We start from the raw sequence: 17,712 nt of genomic DNA on the forward strand, positions 1-17,712 counted from the left end.
CCCATTCGTAAAAAGAGGGAGGCGAAAACGTGGCTAAAAAATCAATGATCGCGAAACAAAAACGCACACCAAAGTTTAAAGTGCAAGCGTACACTCGTTGTGAGCGTTGTGGACGTCCGCACTCTGTATATCGCAAATTTAAACTTTGCCGTATTTGTTTCCGTGAATTAGCATATAAAGGTCAAATTCCTGGTGTGAAAAAAGCAAGCTGGTAATAAACCCATGAGTTGGGAAGGAGGTAAAACATAATGGTGATGACAGATCCAATTGCAGATATGCTTACTCGCATTCGTAATGCGAACATGGTGCGTCACGAGAAACTTGAAGTTCCTGCTTCAAAAATTAAAAAGGAAATCGCTGAAATTTTAAAGCGTGAAGGTTTCATTCGTGATGTCGAATACATTGAAGATAACAAACAAGGTATTCTTCGTATTTTCTTAAAGTACGGTCCAAATAACGAGCGTGTAATTACAGGCCTTAAACGTATTAGTAAACCTGGTTTACGCGTATATGCAAAAGCTGACGAAGTACCACGCGTATTAAACGGTTTAGGAATCGCAATTCTTTCAACATCCCAAGGTATTTTAACTGACAAAGAAGCACGTCAAAAACGTACTGGCGGCGAAGTGTTAGCATACATTTGGTAATTATTTTGCAACGAATGGAGGTGTAGTACATGTCACGTGTTGGTAAAAAACCATTGGAAATTCCAGCTGGTGTTACAGTTACATTAGACGGTAACACAGTTACTGTAAAAGGTCCGAAAGGTGAACTTACTCGTACGTTCCATCCAGATATGGTCATTAAAGTAGAAGGTAATGTTTTAACAGTTGAGCGTCCAAGCGATGAGAAGCATCATCGTGCGCTTCACGGAACGACTCGCAGCTTGCTCGCAAACATGGTTGAAGGTGTTTCAAAAGGCTATGAGCGTGCACTTGAACTTATCGGTGTCGGTTACCGTGCAACAAAACAAGGCAAAAAGCTTGTATTAAGCGTTGGATACTCTCATCCTGTTGAAATCGAGCCTGAAGAAGGACTTGAAATCGAAGTTCCTTCACAAACAAAAATTATCGTTAAAGGTGCGGACAAACAACGTGTTGGTGAATTAGCAGCAAACATTCGTGCCGTTCGTTCACCAGAACCTTACAAAGGAAAAGGTATTCGTTACGAAGGCGAAGTTGTGCGTCGTAAAGAAGGTAAAACAGGTAAGAAATAATGCTGCTTAGGTAAATGAAAGGAGTGACACGAATGATCACTAAGCTTGATAAAAATGCAGTTCGCAAACAAAGACACGCTCGTGTTCGTCGTAAAGTAGTAGGAACTGCGGAACGTCCACGCTTAAATGTGTTCCGTTCAAACAAACACATTTACGCGCAAATTATCGACGATATGAAAGCAGTGACGCTTGTTAGCGCGTCAACTTTAGATAAAGAATTCGACTTAGAATCAACAGGCAATGTTGAAGCAGCTCAAAAAGTGGGCGAGTTAATTGCTAAACGTGCACTTGAAAAAGGCATTACATCGGTTGTATTTGACCGTGGCGGATATTTATATCATGGACGTGTTAAAGCACTTGCAGACGCTGCTCGTGAAGCTGGATTACAATTCTAATTAAGAAGGAGGGACAGAGATGCGTCGCATTGATCCAAATAAACTTGAACTAGAAGAACGCGTTGTTGCCGTTAACCGCGTAGCTAAAGTAGTAAAAGGTGGACGTCGTTTCCGTTTCGCTGCGTTAGTCGTTGTTGGTGACAAAAACGGTCATGTCGGATTCGGAACTGGAAAAGCTCAAGAAGTTCCAGATGCAATTCGCAAAGCAATTGAAGATGCGAAGAAAAATTTAATTACTGTACCGATCGTTGGTACAACAATTCCACATGAAGTGATCGGACATTTCGGTGCAGGTCAAATCATTTTAAAACCAGCATCTGAAGGTACAGGAGTTATCGCTGGTGGTCCTGCACGTGCGGTATTAGAGTTAGCAGGTGTTAGCGATATTTTATCGAAGTCAATCGGTTCCAACACACCAATTAACATGGTGCGCGCAACAATCGACGGCTTGAAGCAATTGAAACGTGCCGAAGAGGTAGCGAAATTGCGCGGTAAAACAGTTGAGGAACTGTTAGGATAAGGGAGGGAAAAATGATGGCGAAAAAATTAGCAATTACCCTCACTCGCAGCGTAATCGGTCGTCCGCAAGACCAACGCGTGACGGTTAAAACATTAGGTTTACGAAAATTGCATCAAACAGTTGTTCATAATGACAATCCAGCCATTCGTGGAATGATTAATAAAGTTTCTCACCTTGTAACAGTAAAAGAATTAGAAGAATAAGGAGGTGCCTCGGCATGAAGCTACATGAATTGCAACCAGCACCGGGTTCTCGTAAAGAACGCAACCGTGTTGGTCGTGGTATCGGCTCTGGTAACGGAAAAACTTCTGGTAAAGGACATAAAGGGCAAAACGCTCGCTCTGGCGGCGGTGTACGCATCGGCTTCGAAGGTGGTCAAACACCTTTATTCCGTCGTTTACCAAAACGCGGCTTTACAAACATTCATCGTAAAGAATATGCGATCGTTAACCTTGAAGTGTTAAATCGCTTTGAAGACGGTACGGAAGTCACACCAGAATTATTGCTTGAAACAGGCGTGGTAAGCAAATTAAAAGCAGGCATCAAAGTTCTTGGTGACGGTGAGCTTACGAAAAAATTAACAGTAAAAGCTCATAAATTCTCTGCTTCTGCAAAAGAAGCAATCGAAGCTGCTGGCGGTACAACTGAGGTGATTTAATGTTTCGAACAATCTCCAATTTTATGCGCGTGGGTGATATAAGAAGAAAAATTATGTTCACCCTTCTTATGCTCATTGTATTTCGCATCGGTACGTTTATTCCCGTGCCGGGCGTAAATGCAGATGTGTTAAAAATGCAAGATCAATTCAACGCTTTTGGCGTGTTGAATACGTTCGGTGGCGGCGCTCTACAAAACTTTTCTATTTTTGCGATGGGCGTCATGCCATACATTACGGCATCCATCATCGTACAACTATTGCAGATGGATGTTGTTCCTAAATTTACGGAATGGTCGAAACAAGGAGAAGTGGGCCGCCGTAAACTCGCTCAGTTTACTCGCTATTTCACAATTGTGCTTGGGTTTATCCAAGCGTTCGCTATGTCTTATGGTTTCCATAATATGTCCGGAGGCGTGCTTATTAAAAATCCGGGCATTCCGACATATTTGCTTATTGCGCTCGTTTTAACAGCTGGAACAGCTTTTTTAATGTGGCTCGGTGAGCAAATTACAGCTAAAGGTGTTGGGAACGGGATTTCTGTATTGATTTTTGCAGGAATTGTTTCTGGCATCCCGACAACGCTTAACCAAATTTATGTTCAACAATTTGAAAACGCTGGCGATCAGCTGTTTTTACGCATCGTTACAGTGCTGTTGGTCGCTTTAGCAGTTGTTGCGGTTATCGTTGGTGTCATTTATATGCAACAAGCGTTTCGAAAAATCCCGATTCAGTATGCAAAGCGATTAGAAGGACGTAGTCCAGTAGGTGGTCATTCGACACACATTCCGTTAAAAGTGAATCCGGCAGGTGTCATTCCGGTTATTTTCGCGGTGTCGTTTATTATTACTCCACCGACGATTGCATCGTTTTTCGGCTCGAATGATGTAACATTGTGGATTAAGAAAGTTTTTGACTACACGCAACCAGTTGGTATGATCATATATGTCGCTTTAATTGTTGCCTTTACGTATTTTTATGCGTTTGTTCAAGTCAATCCAGAACAAATGGCGGACAATTTGAAAAAGCAAGGTGGTTACATTCCAGGCATTCGTCCAGGAAAGAACACGCAAGAATTCATTACACGCGTTTTATATCGATTAACTTTCGTCGGAGCTCTATTTTTAGCAGCAATCGCTGTTCTTCCTGTCTTCTTTATCGAGTTCGCTAAACTACCGCCTTCTGCTCAAATTGGAGGAACGAGCTTGCTGATCGTCGTCGGTGTTGCGTTAGAGACGATGAAGCAGCTAGAAAGCCAATTAGTGAAGCGCCATTATAAAGGCTTTATTAAATAAAAAGAGGTGTTGGGAATTTTATTCCCTCTACCTCATATAGAGCTGAGGGGGAGAAATTGATGAATTTAGTATTAATGGGACTGCCGGGCGCTGGAAAAGGGACGCAGGCAGAGAAAATTGTTGAGAAATACAAAATTCCTCACATTTCTACTGGGGATATGTTTCGAGCAGCGATAAAAGAAGGAACAGAGCTCGGTTTACAGGCGAAATCATATATGGATCGCGGCGATCTTGTTCCGGATGAAGTGACGATCGGCATTGTTCGTGAACGATTAAGCAAAGACGATTGCCAAAACGGATTTTTGCTTGATGGATTTCCGCGAACAGTCGCTCAAGCTGAAGCGTTGGAGACTCTTCTTCAACAATTAAATCGTTCCATTGATTATGTGATTAACATTGAGGTGGATAAAAACATTTTAATGGAACGTTTAACGGGCAGACGCATTTGTAAAGAATGTGGCGCAACGTATCATCTCGTGTTCAATCCACCAGCAAAAGCAGGCGTTTGCGATAAATGCGGTGGCGAGTTGTATCAACGTGCGGATGATAACGAAGCGACAGTAGCAAATCGCCTTGAAGTCAATATGAAGCAAGCGCAACCGTTGCTTGATTTTTATGCAGCGAAAGGGTACTTGCGCAATATTAATGGACAACAACATATTGATCAAGTGTTTGCTGACATTTGTGAATTACTTGGGGGCTTAAAATAATGATCATTTGCAAAACCCCACGTGAAATCGAAATTATGCGTGAAGCTGGCCGAATTGTTGCCTTAACCCATCAAGAACTACAAAAATATATTGAGCCAGGCATAACAACGAAAGAGCTCGATCATATTGCTGAAACGTTCATTCGCAAACATGATGCAATTCCTTCGTTTAAAGGATATAATGGATTCCGTGGGAGCATTTGTACATCGGTAAATGAAGAGCTCGTTCACGGTATTCCAGGAGACCGTGTGCTTCGCGAAGGAGATATTATTAGCATCGATATTGGCGCGAAATATAACGGATATCATGGCGATTCGGCTTGGACATATCCAGTCGGAGCCATTTCCGAAGAGGCGAAAAAGCTGTTAGAAGTGACAGAACAGTCATTGTATCGCGGATTGGAAGAAGCGAAACCTGGCGCACGGTTAACGAACATTTCTCATGCGATCCAAACGTACGTTGAGGCGCATAACTTTTCTGTTGTGCGTGAGTATGTTGGACATGGAATTGGTCAAGACTTACATGAAGATCCGCAAATCCCACATTACGGTCCGCCAAATAAAGGGCCGCGGTTAAAGCCAGGCATGGTTCTATGCATTGAACCGATGGTGAATGCAGGAACCCGTTATGTTCGCACGTTAGAAGATAATTGGACGGTCGTCACAGTAGATGGGAAGCTATGTGCTCATTTTGAGCATACGATCGCTATTACTGAGACGGGGTATGAAATTTTAACAACACTTTGAACGCTTTAACCTTCTTTGCGGATGCGCATCGTAAGCTTTAAACTGGTCGTGTTAGTTGAACATGTTACTCATTTCAAAAAAGAAGGGAGAGCCGTTCAATGGCGAAAGACGATGTAATTGAAGTGGAAGGTACAGTCGTTGAAACGTTGCCAAATGCGATGTTCCGAGTGGAACTTGAAAACGGTCATACCGTTTTAGCTCACGTTTCAGGTAAAATTCGCATGCATTTTATTCGTATTTTACCAGGTGATAAAGTGACAGTTGAATTGTCACCTTACGATTTAACACGTGGAAGAATTACGTATCGATATAAATAACACTCCGCACGAACAAGGAGGTAAGTTCACATGAAGGTTAGACCATCTGTAAAACCGATTTGCGAAAAATGCAAAGTCATTCGCAGACGCGGAAAAGTTATGGTTATTTGTGAAAATCCAAAGCATAAGCAAAAACAAGGATAAAACTTGAGGAGGTGTACAAATTATGGCACGTATTGCAGGTGTAGATATTCCTCGTGACAAACGTGTAGTCATTTCATTAACATACATTTACGGAATCGGTAAAGCAACTGCACAAAAAATCTTAGCAGAAGCTGGCGTATCTGAAGACACTCGCGTTCGCGACTTAACAGAAGAAGAATTAGGTAAAATTCGTGAAATCGTAGATCGCTTAAAAGTAGAAGGAGATCTTCGTCGTGAAGTATCTTTAAATATTAAACGTTTAATGGAGATCGGTTGCTACCGTGGTCTTCGTCATCGTCGCGGATTGCCAGTTCGTGGCCAAAATACGAAAAACAACGCTCGTACACGTAAAGGTCCACGTCGTACAGTAGCGAATAAGAAAAAATAATTAAGTAAAGGAGGTTCATGAACGAATGGCACGTAAAACAAATACGCGTAAACGTCGTGTAAAAAAGAATATTGAATCTGGTATCGCTCATATCCGTTCGACTTTTAACAACACAATCGTCACAATTACAGACGTTCATGGAAATGCAATTTCTTGGTCAAGTGCAGGTGCGTTAGGTTTCAAAGGTTCTCGTAAATCTACCCCGTTCGCTGCACAAATGGCTGCAGAAACTGCTGCAAAAGCATCAATAGAGCATGGCATGAAAACTGTTGAAGTAAACGTAAAAGGTCCGGGTGCTGGTCGTGAAGCAGCAATTCGTGCACTTCAAGCGGCTGGGCTAGAAATTACAGCGATCAAAGATGTTACACCGGTTCCACATAACGGATGCCGTCCGCCAAAACGTCGTCGTGTTTAATTTCTCTGTATAGAATTTGCGTATGTGTCAATAATGGGATATAGTCATTCTTACAGGGAAATGAAAAACAGTTGTTGTGCACATTCGGGAACTTATTCATGGGGGAATTTCGATTGAGCTGTCATCGGTTTAATCGGGGTTTCGACGTTTTGAAGGAGGGTTAAAGGAATGTTGGAAATCGAAAAGCCGAAAATCGAAACGGTTGAAATCAGCGAGGATGCCAAATATGGCAAATTCGTCGTTGAACCACTTGAGCGTGGATATGGTACAACTTTGGGTAACTCCTTACGTCGTATCCTGTTATCCTCACTCCCTGGTGCCGCTGTAACATCTGTTCAAATAGATGGTGTATTGCACGAGTTTTCAACAATTGATGGCGTCGTGGAAGATGTAACAACGATCATTTTAAATGTAAAAAAGCTAGCGCTAAAAATTTACTCGGACGAAGAAAAGACGCTTGAGATTGATGTACAGGGTGAAGGAGTCGTTACAGCTGCGGATATTACTCACGATAGCGATGTAGAAATTCTCAACCCAGACCTTCATATTGCTACTTTGGCAAAAGACGGTCGTTTACGGATGAGAATGACGGCAAAACGTGGACGTGGGTATACGCCAGCTGATGCTAATAAGCGCGAGGATCAACCGATAGGTGTTATCCCGATCGATTCCATTTATACGCCGGTATCGCGCGTATCATACCAAGTCGAAAATACGCGCGTCGGTCAAATGACAAACTACGACAAATTAACGATCGACGTGTGGACAGATGGTAGCATCGGCCCGAAAGAAGCAATCTCACTAGGGGCAAAAATTTTAACGGAGCACTTGAACATTTTTGTGAACTTAACAGATGAGGCGCAACACGCTGAAATCATGATCGAAAAAGAAGAAGATCAAAAAGAAAAAGTGCTCGAGATGACAATTGAAGAGCTTGATCTTTCTGTTCGTTCGTACAACTGCTTAAAGCGTGCTGGCATTAATACAGTGCAAGAGCTTGCGCAAAAAACGGAAGAAGATATGATGAAGGTGCGCAACTTAGGCCGCAAGTCGCTTGAAGAAGTAAAAGCGAAGTTAGAAGAGCTAGGATTAAGCTTACGTAAAGATGACTAGTTAAGCGTTCGGTTAACTAGGCATTTTCATGTTAAAAGTGAAATAAAGGAGGGACATCACATGTCTTACAGAAAATTAGGACGCACAAGCTCTCAACGTAAAGCGTTGCTTCGTGACTTAGTGACAGACTTAATCATTAATGAGCGAATTGAAACAACAGAAGCTCGTGCAAAAGAATTGCGTTCTGTTGTAGAAAAAATGATTACATTAGGAAAACGTGGCGATTTGCATGCACGTCGTCAAGCTGCGGCATTCGTTCGCAAGGAAGTAGCAAACACAGAAACAGGTCAAGATGCGATTCAAAAATTGTTTAGCGACATCGCACCTCGTTACCAAGACCGTCAAGGCGGCTACACACGCATTATGAAACTTGGACCACGCCGCGGTGACGGTGCGCCAATGGTAATTATTGAACTAGTTTAATACGTTTTTATAAGGGCGAGACAGTTTTTGAACTGGATCTATGCCCTTTTTTTGTTTTCTTTTTTGTAGTAGAGTAGAGAGTAAGAACATTCAGAAGAGATGAGGAGAGAGTCGTGGAAGTTGCAGTACGTGTGGAAGATGTAAGTTTTCAATACGCAAATGAACAAACGTATGCTTTACAAAACATATCGTTTCAAGTGTATAAAGGTGAATGGGTAACAATTGTTGGGCATAACGGATCAGGTAAATCAACATTAGCGAAGTTGTTAATTGGTTTATTGCCACCGACAAGTGGAACGATTCATGTATGTGGAATACCATTAAGTGAAGAAACGATATGGGACGTACGTGAGCAATTAGGCATTGTATTTCAAAATCCAGACAACCAGTTTGTTGGAACAACTGTTCAAGATGATGTCGCTTTCGGTCTTGAAAATAGAGGAATACAAAAAGAGGAAATGAAAAAACGCATAAACGAAGCGTTAAAAAAAGTAAGAATGGAAGATTTCATTCATCACGAGCCGCACCGCTTGTCAGGTGGACAAAAACAACGCGTCGCCATTGCAAGCGCCATTGCTCTTCAGCCGAATGTCATTATTTTAGATGAGGCTACATCCATGCTTGACCCGAGCGGGAAAAAAGAAGTTCTTCATGTGATGCAGTCGCTTCGCCGCGAACACGATATGACGGTTATTTCGATTACTCATGATTTAAATGAAGTCGCAAAAGCAGATCGGGTTATTGTGATGAATAAAGGAAAAATTGTGCTCGAAGGAACGCCTGCACATATTTTTTCATACGGGGAGAAGTTAGAAGAGATGGGGTTAGACTTACCATTCTCGCTACAACTAAGTCGACGATTGAAGAGCAATGGCATTCCAATGACAGCTGATCATTTAACAATGGAGGGGTTGGTGAGTGAATTATGGACATTGTATTCCGCGATGTCGAACATCGTTACCAAATAAATACCCCTTTCGAGAAGCGAGCGTTGTACGATATTCATGTTGATATTCGCAGCGGCTCATATGTAGCGGTAATCGGGCATACAGGATCGGGCAAGTCTACCCTTTTACAACATTTCAACGGTTTACTTCAACCGACAAAAGGAACCGCCCATCTTGGCGATTATACAATTGTAGCAGGAAAAAAAGAAAAACAGTTGAAGCCGTTGCGGAAAAAAGTAGGCATTGTTTTTCAATTCCCTGAACATCAATTGTTTGAAGAAACAGTAGAAAAAGATATTTGCTTTGGACCGATGAATTTCGGCATGTCAGAACAAGAAGCAAAAGCTCGTGTTGGCGAGTGGTTAGCGCTTGTTGGATTGCCGGAAGAAGTGCGACATAAATCTCCATTTGCTTTAAGCGGCGGACAAATGCGCCGTGTAGCGATCGCAGGTGTGTTAGCCATGGAGCCGGAAGTGCTTGTGTTAGATGAACCTACGGCAGGATTAGACCCTCGTGGACGAAAAGAAATGATGGACATGTTCGCAAACCTTCAGCGGCAAAAAAAGATGACCATTGTACTTGTGACACATAGCATGGAAGAGGCAGCACGTTACGCGGATGATATTATTATTATGCATCGAGGAACGATTGTTCGAAGAGGGACACCAGAACAAATTTTCCGTAACGTCGATGATTTAATACATCTTGGATTAGATGTCCCTGAGACAGTTTTGTTTCAGCGGGCAATCGAGCAAAAATTCGGGATACAATTTCCAGAACCGTGTTTGACGATAGAAGACGTCGAACGATCTTTACAAACGTTATTTACTAGGGTGAAGCGTATATGATGAACGGTATGATTATCGGAAAATATGTTCCTGGGGACTCTCTTATTCATCGGCTCGATCCACGTACAAAACTGCTGCTCATGTTTATTTATGTGTTTATCGTATTTCTTGCAAACAACGGATGGACGTATGGAATATTGACTTTGTTTACATGCCTTTTGTTGTTTTTATCACGCATTCCTTTTTCATTTATGATGAGAGGGTTAAAACCTGTTTTGTGGGTCATTGTATTTACTTTTTTTCTCCATGTGCTATTAACAAAAGAAGGACATATCGTTTTTCAATGGCTTGGCATTGAAGTGTACGATAAAGCGATTCAACAAGGGGCGTTTATTTCTTTACGCTTTTTGCTCCTTATTGTAGTCACAACGCTATTGACGTTAACAACGACGCCGATTGAAGTGACAGATGGGATGGAGTCGTTACTTTCACCGTTAAAAAAATGGAATGTGCCTGTTCATGAACTAGCGCTCATGATGTCCATTTCTCTTCGTTTTATTCCGACGTTAATGGAAGAAACCGAAAAAATTATGAAAGCTCAAACCGCTCGTGGTGTCGATTTTTCAAGCGGTCCATTACAAGAACGAATGAAAGCGATGACGGCGTTGCTCGTTCCGCTATTTATTAGCGCATTTAAAAGAGCAGAAGAGCTAGCTGTCGCGATGGAAGTACGCGGATATCGTGGTAGTCAAAATCGAACAAAATGGCGCGAGTTGACGTGGGGACGAATAGATACTGCTTTTATGCTTTTCATCGGCTTATTGGCTATTGCGTTATGGTTACTTCGTTCATGAGAAGGAGCGAAAATCATGAGAAGAATAAAATGTACCATTGCATATGATGGTACGCATTTTGCAGGATATCAAATTCAACAACAAAAACGAACGGTGCAGGGAGAACTAGAGCATGCACTTTCCATCATTCATAAAGGGAAATTTGTTCGCGTATATGCGTCAGGAAGAACGGATGCAACAGTTCATGCATATGGACAAGTGATTCACTTTGATACGCCGCTTGCGATTCCAGATGAAAAATGGCCAAAGGCGTTAAATGCTCTTCTCCCGGATGACGTCATTGTCAAAGAAGCAAGTGAAGTACCCCCTTCTTTTCATGCCCGGTTTAGCGTGAAAAAGAAAGAATATCGTTACCGCGTCTGGATAGGAGAGAAAAACGTATTTTTACGCCATTATGTATATCACTATCCGTACAAGCTTCATGTAACGGCGATGAACGAAGCGCTTCGTTATGTGATCGGGACGCATGATTTCACAAGTTTTTGTTCGGCAAAAACGGAAATTGACGATAAAGTTCGTACCATTTATGAAGCGGAAGTCATTCAAGAAGGAGAAGAGCTAATCTTCCGTCTTGTCGGCAACGGCTTTTTGTACAATATGGTTCGCATTATCGTTGGAACAGTGCTAGAAGTTGGGCGCGGGGAACGACGTGCTGAAGAGATGAAAACGATTTTGCAACAAAAAAATCGAAGCGCTGCAGGGAAGACGGCCCCAGGTCACGGCTTATATTTATGGCACGTTTCTTATGACAACTAATCCAGGTGTAACATTTTCTTGACATTAGGTTATGAAAGAGATATTATATCATATGGTATGTATTTTAAACCCACGATTAGCCCCGGAAATTAATCGTGTTGAAATAAATATCGCTTGTTTATTTTTTATTTTAGGAGGGAAAACAAATGCGTACGTATATGGCGAAGCCAAATGAAGTAGAACGTAAATGGTACGTTGTTGATGCAGAAGGCAAAACGTTAGGACGTCTTGCTAGCGAAGTTGCTGCAATTTTGCGCGGTAAACATAAACCAACTTACACACCGCACGTTGACACAGGTGATCATGTGATCATTATCAACGCAGAAAAGGTTGAATTAACAGGTAAAAAATTAACAAACAAATTATACTATCGCCACAGCTTACATCCAGGTGGGTTAAAAGTAAGAACAGCTCTTGAAATGCGTACAAATTACCCAGAGCAAATGCTTGAAAAAGCAATTCGCGGCATGCTTCCAAAAGGTAGCCTTGGTCGTCAAATGTTCAAAAAATTGCACGTTTATCGCGGAAGTGAACATCCGCATCAAGCACAAAAACCAGAAGTTTATGAACTTCGCGGATAATTGATTAAAGGAGGGCATTATTTTGGCACAGGTACAATACTACGGCACAGGCCGTCGCAAAAGTTCAGTTGCGCGCGTGCGTCTCGTTCCAGGTGAAGGACGCATTATCGTAAATGGTCGTGACATTCGTGACTACGTTCCATATGAATCGTTAGTGGAAGTTGTAAAACAGCCACTTGTTTTAACAGAAACGTTCGGTAGCTACGATGTATTAGTAAACGTAAGCGGTGGTGGATTTACAGGTCAAGCAGGTGCGATCCGTCACGGTATCGCTCGCGCATTGTTACAAGTTGACCCTGAATACCGTCAAACATTAAAACGTGCAGGCTTATTAACGCGCGATTCTCGTGTGAAAGAGCGTAAGAAATACGGTCTTAAAGGCGCTCGTCGTGCACCACAATTCTCAAAACGTTAATGTCAAAAAATCTCGGCAATTATTTGCCGAGATTTTTTTGTATGTCTCTCATTTTCATGCGAACAATATGTATGAGGAGGGATAAAAAAATGGGAATACTTACATCGTTTACAGCAAAAAAGATAGAAAAGCAGCTAACTGATGAACGAAATGCATTGCGCGATCTTTCTTATCGTGAACTGTGGCAACGTATGCGCACGTATTGGCAACGATACATCATTGTTTCTGAATGTATCGAAACGATATGTATCGATGTGGCGATTGAAGCGTATTTGATCGGAGCGCATTATAGCCGCTTTATATATTATGGCGAGTCAAAGGAAACGGTCAGAAGACGTTGTATCGATGAATATATGCAACTCATTGATGAATTGTATGACCGTATGAAAGAATACGGAGATGGCATGTATGATGCATGCGTCCGTTACATCGATGGATGGTGGAAAGAAGGAATCGAAAAAGGACTGCGTCGTCAACGTCTTCGTTTGAAGTAACCGTTCTAAATTCTCCTCTTGTCCCATATAACATAAATAGTGGGGAGGAGAAGGGATGAAAATACGTATTATTATTGTTTTCATTGTTTTTGCCCTTTTTTTACAGTTTTATGTCTTTCATGATCGCTCTTGGAAAGCATGGAGTTTACCGTTATCAGGAAAAATTATTGTTCTTGATCCTGGGCATGGAGGACCTGACGGAGGAGCGGTCGGAGGAGATGTTTTGGAGAAGGAAGTCGCGCTAGATGTGGCGTTAAAATTACGCGATTATTTGCAACAACAAGGTGCGCTCGTTCAAATGACAAGAGAAGGGGACCATGATTTGGCAAGTGAACAAACAAGGGGATATAGCCGAAGAAAAATAGAAGATTTACAACGGCGAGTTCAATTTGTGAATGAGTCAGAGGCAGATTTTTTTATTAGTATTCATTTAAACGCCATCCCTTCGCCGAAATGGAGAGGCGCACAAGTTTTTTACTATCCTTCATTAGAGGAAAATGAAAGGTTAGCTAAGTTTATTCAACAAGAGCTACGCGTCAATTTGGAAAACACACATCGATTCGCGAAGCCCATTCAAACGGTATATTTATTAAAAATGGCTAAAAAACCAGGAGCTTTAGTTGAAATCGGCTTTTTGTCAAATGAAGAAGAACGGAAATTACTTACATCTTCAACGTATCAAGAACAGCTTGCCGCTTCGATTTACAAAGGTATTTTACGTTACGTATCAAATGAACGTAATCCTTCTGAGTGAGAAGGATTCATTTTTTTATGCAGAAAATTATGTTATATTGAAAGTGTGAAACCGAATACATAAGGATTGGTGAGGCGCGATGTTGACAGAAAAACAAGTTGTAGAGCTTCTTGAAACGATTTACGACCCTTTTTTAAAAAAAACGTTTAAAGAAACAGGAGCGATTCAAGAAGTCAAAATAAATGAAGAAAAAGGGCTAGTGAGCGTAAAAATTGCTTTAGCTAAAACTGGGGCGGCGGAACAACTTCAAGTGCAACAGACAGTTGTACAACGTTTAAAAGATGCAGGAGCATCATCTGTTGGACTTCGTTTTGCTCAATTGCCGTTAGAAGAAGAAAGATCAACGAATGAACCGATTTATTTAGCCATTGCAAGCGGAAAAGGTGGCGTAGGGAAATCGACGGTATCCGTTAATTTAGCTGTTTCGCTTGCTCGGCTTGGTAAAAAGGTTGGGTTAATCGATGCGGATATTTACGGTTTTAGTGTGCCAGATATGATGGGGGTTACAGAACGGCCAATCGTCCGTGGAGAAAAAATTATTCCGGTTGAGCGGTTTGGTGTAAAAGTAATTTCTATGGGGTTTTTTGTAGAAGATAATTCTCCGGTCATTTGGCGTGGACCGATGCTCGGCAAAATGTTAAAAAACTTTTTTGATGAAGTGGAATGGGGAGAATTAGATTATTTACTATTAGATTTACCCCCAGGCACAGGGGATGTAGCGTTAGATGTGCATACGATGCTTCCGACATCAAAAGAAATTATTGTGACGACGCCTCATCCAACGGCTGCTTTTGTTGCCGCAAGAGCGGGAGCGATGGCGGTTCGGACGAATCATGAAGTTGTCGGTGTTATCGAAAATATGTCATATTTTGAAAGCAAAACAACAGGTGAAAGAGAATATATTTTTGGAAAAGGCGGTGGCCAAAAATTAGCTGAAGAATTACAGACGGACTTACTTGGGCAGCTACCGCTCGGACAACCTGATTGGAACGATGATGATTTTGCCCCTTCTGTATATGGTGAAGATCATCCAATTGGAAAAGTGTATATGGATATTGCTAAAAAAATTATCGCAAAGTTACGATGAAGTGGCGTCTTTCTTTGATGATGGATTGTGCATATGTATTTACAAAGGGTGTCCTCATAATGCAAGGACACCCTTATGCTGTTTGATCGTCGCTCGATCCCTCTTGATCGGATTTTTTCTTACCGCCTTGCATTTCTTCCGCTGCTTTCATAAGAATATCTTCAATTTTCGCTTTAAATAGCGGGCTGCTAAATGTCTCTGTAATCACTTTTTGCAAGTGGGCGCGGAAATCTTTGTTTTTCATCTCTGTTTGTATTAATTTTTTCATTTCCGGATTTTGCATAATATCTACAATCATTGCTTGATATTCAGGGTCTTTCATTAGCGCTTTCAATAATTTTTCATGTTCTTCTTTCATGCTTTTCGCGAAATTTTGAGCGAACTTTGGGTCTTCAAATGCTTTTTTCCAAAACGCTTTTCCTTTGTCTGAAGTTAACGTTTCCTCAATCGTTTTTTTTACAACTTCTTGGTCCATAACGAGCTGCTGTTTTACTTTTTCATCACTCATTACTTCTTGAATTGCTTTTTTCCCTTCATCCGTTTTTAAAATATCAACGACCATTTTTTTCGTTTGATCGTAATCAGGTTGTACAGGGGTTTTCTCTTGTTGAGCGCACCCTGCTAGCGCTAATACACAACTAAATGCGAGGAGCAAAAATGTTCGATTCATCATCAAGGGCCCCTTTCAACAAGTTTCCTTACTGTTAATATTCAATATTCTTTGCAAAAATATTCGCTAGCATTTTTCTTATTTCGTTGATAGAATTTTGAAAGGGATATTGAGAAGTGGAGGGTACACAAGTGAACAGTCGAAAGTGGGTTCAATTGTTTTTTTCAACATTGTTTGTCGGCGGAATAAGTACAGGGATTGTTGGGTTTGCTGTAAAGTGGAATGAATACGCACATCTTTTTACATCGTTTGAGATAAAAGAAATTTTATCTGTTCTCGTTTGGCTTATTGGAGTTGGTTTCATTTTTAGCGTCATTAGTCAAATGGGTTTTTTTGCATATTTAACAATTCATCGTTTTGGTCTCGGAATTTTCCGTTCCGCAAGCTTATGGAATGCGGTACAAATCGTTCTCATTGCTTTTGTTTTATTTGATCTCGTTTATTTTCGTTATCAACTGTTTGCTAAAGAAGGAGAATCAATTGTTAGTTACGTGCTTGTTGCTTTATTCATCTTCCTAGTTGGACTCATTGTTGCATACGTGAAAATGCGTGAAACAAACAAAGAAGCATTTGTTCCTGCCTTATTTTTTATGGTTGTTGTTACGGTGATCGAATGGTTTCCGGTATTGAGAATTAACGAAGAAAATTGGTTATATTTAATGTTGTTCCCGTTATTAATTTGCAATGCGTACCAATTGCTTACGCTGCATAGGCTTTTACGGAAATAAAATGAGGCTTGCCGCCTCATTTTATTTCTTTACTTTTGATATGAGCATTGTTGACAAGATCAGATATTGGTACGCTTTTATATCCTTCTTTTTTCATCCATATGATAATTTGTTCTAATGCTGAGGCCGTTTGTTTCGCTGAATCTGATGCATGAAGTAATATAATATCGCCGCTTCTAGCGTTTTTCGTGACGTTTTCAACAATGGCATGTACCCCAGGGTTAAGCCAATCTTTCGAATCAACGCTCCAATGGACGACGGTATGACCAAAGGAGTGAACAACTTTCAACACGTTTTTATTAAAATTTCCTGTCGGCGCACGAAGGAAAGGAGTATGTTTAATGCCTAACGTATCAAACACTTTCTTAGCTTGTGCTAAGTCGCGAATAATTTTTCCTCGCTCAAGTTCAGTATAATTTTTGTACTCATAACCCATGCTACCTATTTCATGACCATCTTCAACAATTTTTTTTACGATGCGAGGGTGACGTTCCGCCCAAGAAGCAGATAAGAAAAATGTAGCTTTTACCCCGTGCTTTTTTAATACGTTTAAAACAGTTAAAGCATTTGTTTCACCCCAACTAATGTCAAATGTCAAAGCAAGCTCGTTTTTTTTATTTTCGACTTTGTAAATGGCTTTTGGTCCGAGATCGGTAGAAAATACAGATTCGCTTGCAAGTTGTTGAATATAAAAAATAGAGGCTGTGACAAAGGCGATTGATATAATGAGAAGCCATTTTTTAATTTTTTTCCCGTCGAGTATATAAAAAAACTTCAATATTTGTCCCCCCTTGTCCTTTTTATGACCATCTTATGCAAGAAATAACACGATATGATCAATGAATAAATGAGAACATTTTTTTAAAAAATACTGTTGACAATAAAATAAAACGTATGTTAAATTAATAAACGTCGTCAGCGGCGAAAAAACGAATGACGATAGAAAAAAGTGATTGACAATAAAAAAAAGCAATGTTACAATAACAAAGCCGTCGTTTGACGGAGATGTTCCTTGAAAACTGAACGAAGCGAAAAGCGTACAAAAGCTAAGGATAACTTTTCTATGGAGAGTTTGATCCTGGCTCAGGACGAACGCTGGCGGCGTGCCTAATACATGCAAGTCGAGCGGACGATTCAAAAGCTTGCTTTTGAATCGTTAGCGGCGGACGGGTGAGTAACACGTGGGCAACCTGCCCTGTAGACGGGGATAACACCGAGAAATCGGTGCTAATACCGGATAACACGAAAGATCGCATGATCTTTCGTTGAAAGGCGGCGCAAGCTGTCGCTACAGGATGGGC

28 protein-coding genes and 1 rRNA gene are annotated in these 17,712 nt (G+C 41.1%); 27 read left to right on the forward strand and 2 right to left on the reverse strand.

The annotated features are described in order from the left end of the window. Nucleotides 1–29 precede the first annotated feature (29 nt). From rpsN to LH47_RS04180, 25 genes are all read left to right on the forward strand, one after another. Entirely contained in the window at nucleotides 30–215 is a 186-nt protein-coding gene (gene rpsN, locus LH47_RS04060; RefSeq protein ID WP_003397678.1) for a 30S ribosomal protein S14, read from the forward strand. A gap of 33 nt (nucleotides 216–248) precedes the next feature. Beyond that, the gene (gene rpsH, locus LH47_RS04065) at nucleotides 249–647 is read left to right on the forward strand and encodes a 30S ribosomal protein S8 (protein ID WP_009361494.1); all 399 of its coding nucleotides are present in this window, start codon (nucleotides 249–251) and stop codon (nucleotides 645–647) included. 29 nt (nucleotides 648–676) lie between these two features. Next, the gene (gene rplF, locus LH47_RS04070; RefSeq protein ID WP_043964910.1) at nucleotides 677–1,216 is read left to right on the forward strand and encodes a 50S ribosomal protein L6; all 540 of its coding nucleotides are present in this window, start codon (nucleotides 677–679) and stop codon (nucleotides 1,214–1,216) included. A gap of 32 nt (nucleotides 1,217–1,248) precedes the next feature. Next, nucleotides 1,249–1,611, forward strand: coding sequence for a 50S ribosomal protein L18 (gene rplR, locus LH47_RS04075; RefSeq protein ID WP_021095331.1), 363 nt, complete (start codon nucleotides 1,249–1,251; stop codon nucleotides 1,609–1,611). A 19-nt stretch (nucleotides 1,612–1,630) separates the two neighbouring features. Then, nucleotides 1,631–2,131 carry a 30S ribosomal protein S5 gene (gene rpsE, locus LH47_RS04080; protein ID WP_021095330.1) on the forward strand — a complete coding sequence of 167 codons (501 nt, stop codon included), beginning with the start codon at nucleotides 1,631–1,633 and terminating at the stop codon, nucleotides 2,129–2,131. A gap of 14 nt (nucleotides 2,132–2,145) precedes the next feature. Further along, on the forward strand, nucleotides 2,146–2,334 hold the full coding sequence (rpmD, locus tag LH47_RS04085; protein WP_003397685.1) for a 50S ribosomal protein L30: 189 nt from the start codon (nucleotides 2,146–2,148) through the stop codon (nucleotides 2,332–2,334). A gap of 14 nt (nucleotides 2,335–2,348) precedes the next feature. Beyond that, complete coding sequence (gene rplO / locus LH47_RS04090) at nucleotides 2,349–2,789, forward strand: 50S ribosomal protein L15 (RefSeq protein ID WP_021095329.1); 441 nt, start codon at nucleotides 2,349–2,351, stop codon at nucleotides 2,787–2,789. After that, entirely contained in the window at nucleotides 2,789–4,081 is a 1,293-nt protein-coding gene (gene secY, locus LH47_RS04095) for a preprotein translocase subunit SecY (protein ID WP_021095328.1), read from the forward strand. Before rplO ends, secY begins: the two co-directional genes overlap by 1 nt. Nucleotides 4,082–4,140: 59 nt before the next feature. Beyond that, on the forward strand, nucleotides 4,141–4,791 hold the full coding sequence (locus tag LH47_RS04100) for an adenylate kinase (RefSeq protein ID WP_043964911.1): 651 nt from the start codon (nucleotides 4,141–4,143) through the stop codon (nucleotides 4,789–4,791). After that, entirely contained in the window at nucleotides 4,791–5,537 is a 747-nt protein-coding gene (map, locus tag LH47_RS04105; protein ID WP_021095326.1) for a type I methionyl aminopeptidase, read from the forward strand. The genes LH47_RS04100 and map overlap by 1 nt, the downstream gene beginning before the upstream one ends. Before the next feature lie 98 nt (nucleotides 5,538–5,635). Further along, nucleotides 5,636–5,854 (forward strand): translation initiation factor IF-1, encoded by a 219-nt coding sequence (gene infA, locus LH47_RS04110; RefSeq protein ID WP_003247618.1) that lies wholly within the window; start codon nucleotides 5,636–5,638, stop codon nucleotides 5,852–5,854. Nucleotides 5,855–5,884: 30 nt separating this feature from the next. Continuing rightward, nucleotides 5,885–5,998: a 50S ribosomal protein L36 gene (gene rpmJ, locus LH47_RS04115; RefSeq protein WP_000868344.1), complete on the forward strand. Its 114-nt coding sequence runs from the start codon at nucleotides 5,885–5,887 to the stop codon at nucleotides 5,996–5,998. Between the two features lie 22 nt (nucleotides 5,999–6,020). After that, entirely contained in the window at nucleotides 6,021–6,386 is a 366-nt protein-coding gene (gene rpsM, locus LH47_RS04120) for a 30S ribosomal protein S13 (RefSeq protein ID WP_003397691.1), read from the forward strand. Nucleotides 6,387–6,411: 25 nt separating this feature from the next. Next, nucleotides 6,412–6,801, forward strand: coding sequence for a 30S ribosomal protein S11 (gene rpsK, locus LH47_RS04125; RefSeq protein WP_043964916.1), 390 nt, complete (start codon nucleotides 6,412–6,414; stop codon nucleotides 6,799–6,801). 168 nt (nucleotides 6,802–6,969) lie between these two features. Then, nucleotides 6,970–7,914 carry a DNA-directed RNA polymerase subunit alpha gene (locus LH47_RS04130; RefSeq protein WP_003397693.1) on the forward strand — a complete coding sequence of 315 codons (945 nt, stop codon included), beginning with the start codon at nucleotides 6,970–6,972 and terminating at the stop codon, nucleotides 7,912–7,914. A 60-nt stretch (nucleotides 7,915–7,974) separates the two neighbouring features. Then, entirely contained in the window at nucleotides 7,975–8,337 is a 363-nt protein-coding gene (gene rplQ, locus LH47_RS04135; RefSeq protein WP_003397694.1) for a 50S ribosomal protein L17, read from the forward strand. Between the two features lie 113 nt (nucleotides 8,338–8,450). After that, on the forward strand, nucleotides 8,451–9,305 hold the full coding sequence (locus tag LH47_RS04140) for an energy-coupling factor ABC transporter ATP-binding protein (protein WP_043964920.1): 855 nt from the start codon (nucleotides 8,451–8,453) through the stop codon (nucleotides 9,303–9,305). Further along, nucleotides 9,263–10,132, forward strand: a complete 870-nt coding sequence (locus LH47_RS04145; protein WP_043964922.1) for an energy-coupling factor ABC transporter ATP-binding protein — start codon at nucleotides 9,263–9,265, stop codon at nucleotides 10,130–10,132. Before LH47_RS04140 ends, LH47_RS04145 begins: the two co-directional genes overlap by 43 nt. Further along, on the forward strand, nucleotides 10,129–10,926 hold the full coding sequence (locus LH47_RS04150; protein ID WP_043964923.1) for an energy-coupling factor transporter transmembrane component T family protein: 798 nt from the start codon (nucleotides 10,129–10,131) through the stop codon (nucleotides 10,924–10,926). The genes LH47_RS04145 and LH47_RS04150 overlap by 4 nt, the downstream gene beginning before the upstream one ends. A 15-nt stretch (nucleotides 10,927–10,941) precedes the next feature. Continuing rightward, the gene (gene truA, locus LH47_RS04155; RefSeq protein WP_043964925.1) at nucleotides 10,942–11,682 is read left to right on the forward strand and encodes a tRNA pseudouridine(38-40) synthase TruA; all 741 of its coding nucleotides are present in this window, start codon (nucleotides 10,942–10,944) and stop codon (nucleotides 11,680–11,682) included. A 146-nt stretch (nucleotides 11,683–11,828) separates the two neighbouring features. After that, the gene (gene rplM, locus LH47_RS04160) at nucleotides 11,829–12,263 is read left to right on the forward strand and encodes a 50S ribosomal protein L13 (protein ID WP_021095320.1); all 435 of its coding nucleotides are present in this window, start codon (nucleotides 11,829–11,831) and stop codon (nucleotides 12,261–12,263) included. A 22-nt stretch (nucleotides 12,264–12,285) separates the two neighbouring features. After that, nucleotides 12,286–12,678 (forward strand): 30S ribosomal protein S9, encoded by a 393-nt coding sequence (gene rpsI / locus LH47_RS04165; protein WP_003397701.1) that lies wholly within the window; start codon nucleotides 12,286–12,288, stop codon nucleotides 12,676–12,678. 89 nt (nucleotides 12,679–12,767) lie between these two features. Next, on the forward strand, nucleotides 12,768–13,172 hold the full coding sequence (locus LH47_RS04170; protein WP_043964927.1) for a DUF2521 family protein: 405 nt from the start codon (nucleotides 12,768–12,770) through the stop codon (nucleotides 13,170–13,172). A 55-nt stretch (nucleotides 13,173–13,227) separates the two neighbouring features. Then, nucleotides 13,228–13,926 carry an N-acetylmuramoyl-L-alanine amidase CwlD gene (gene cwlD / locus LH47_RS04175; RefSeq protein WP_043964929.1) on the forward strand — a complete coding sequence of 233 codons (699 nt, stop codon included), beginning with the start codon at nucleotides 13,228–13,230 and terminating at the stop codon, nucleotides 13,924–13,926. A gap of 79 nt (nucleotides 13,927–14,005) precedes the next feature. After that, nucleotides 14,006–15,013 (forward strand): Mrp/NBP35 family ATP-binding protein, encoded by a 1,008-nt coding sequence (locus LH47_RS04180; RefSeq protein ID WP_043964931.1) that lies wholly within the window; start codon nucleotides 14,006–14,008, stop codon nucleotides 15,011–15,013. Nucleotides 15,014–15,086: 73 nt separating this feature from the next. Here LH47_RS04180 and gerD read toward each other — a convergent pair whose 3' ends face one another. Then, nucleotides 15,087–15,683: a spore germination lipoprotein GerD gene (gene gerD, locus LH47_RS04185; protein WP_043964939.1), complete on the reverse strand. Its 597-nt coding sequence runs from the start codon at nucleotides 15,681–15,683 to the stop codon at nucleotides 15,087–15,089. 131 nt (nucleotides 15,684–15,814) lie between these two features. Here gerD and LH47_RS04190 point away from each other — a divergent pair, with 131 nt between their 5' ends. After that, entirely contained in the window at nucleotides 15,815–16,411 is a 597-nt protein-coding gene (locus LH47_RS04190) for a KinB-signaling pathway activation protein (protein WP_043964933.1), read from the forward strand. 16 nt (nucleotides 16,412–16,427) lie between these two features. On the opposite strand, the gene pdaB is transcribed toward LH47_RS04190, so the two are convergent. Continuing rightward, a complete protein-coding gene (gene pdaB / locus LH47_RS04195) occupies nucleotides 16,428–17,189 on the reverse strand; it encodes a polysaccharide deacetylase family sporulation protein PdaB (protein WP_043964935.1) in 762 nt (253 codons plus the stop codon). Nucleotides 17,190–17,471: 282 nt separating this feature from the next. Between pdaB and LH47_RS04205 the strand changes: the two genes are divergently transcribed. Beyond that, nucleotides 17,472–17,712: ribosomal RNA gene (locus LH47_RS04205) — 16S ribosomal RNA — on the forward strand; the annotation flags it as partial.

The organism is Anoxybacillus thermarum (assembly GCF_000836725.1).
In the GTDB taxonomy this organism is placed as follows: Bacteria; Bacillota; Bacilli; order Bacillales; family Anoxybacillaceae; genus Anoxybacillus; species Anoxybacillus thermarum.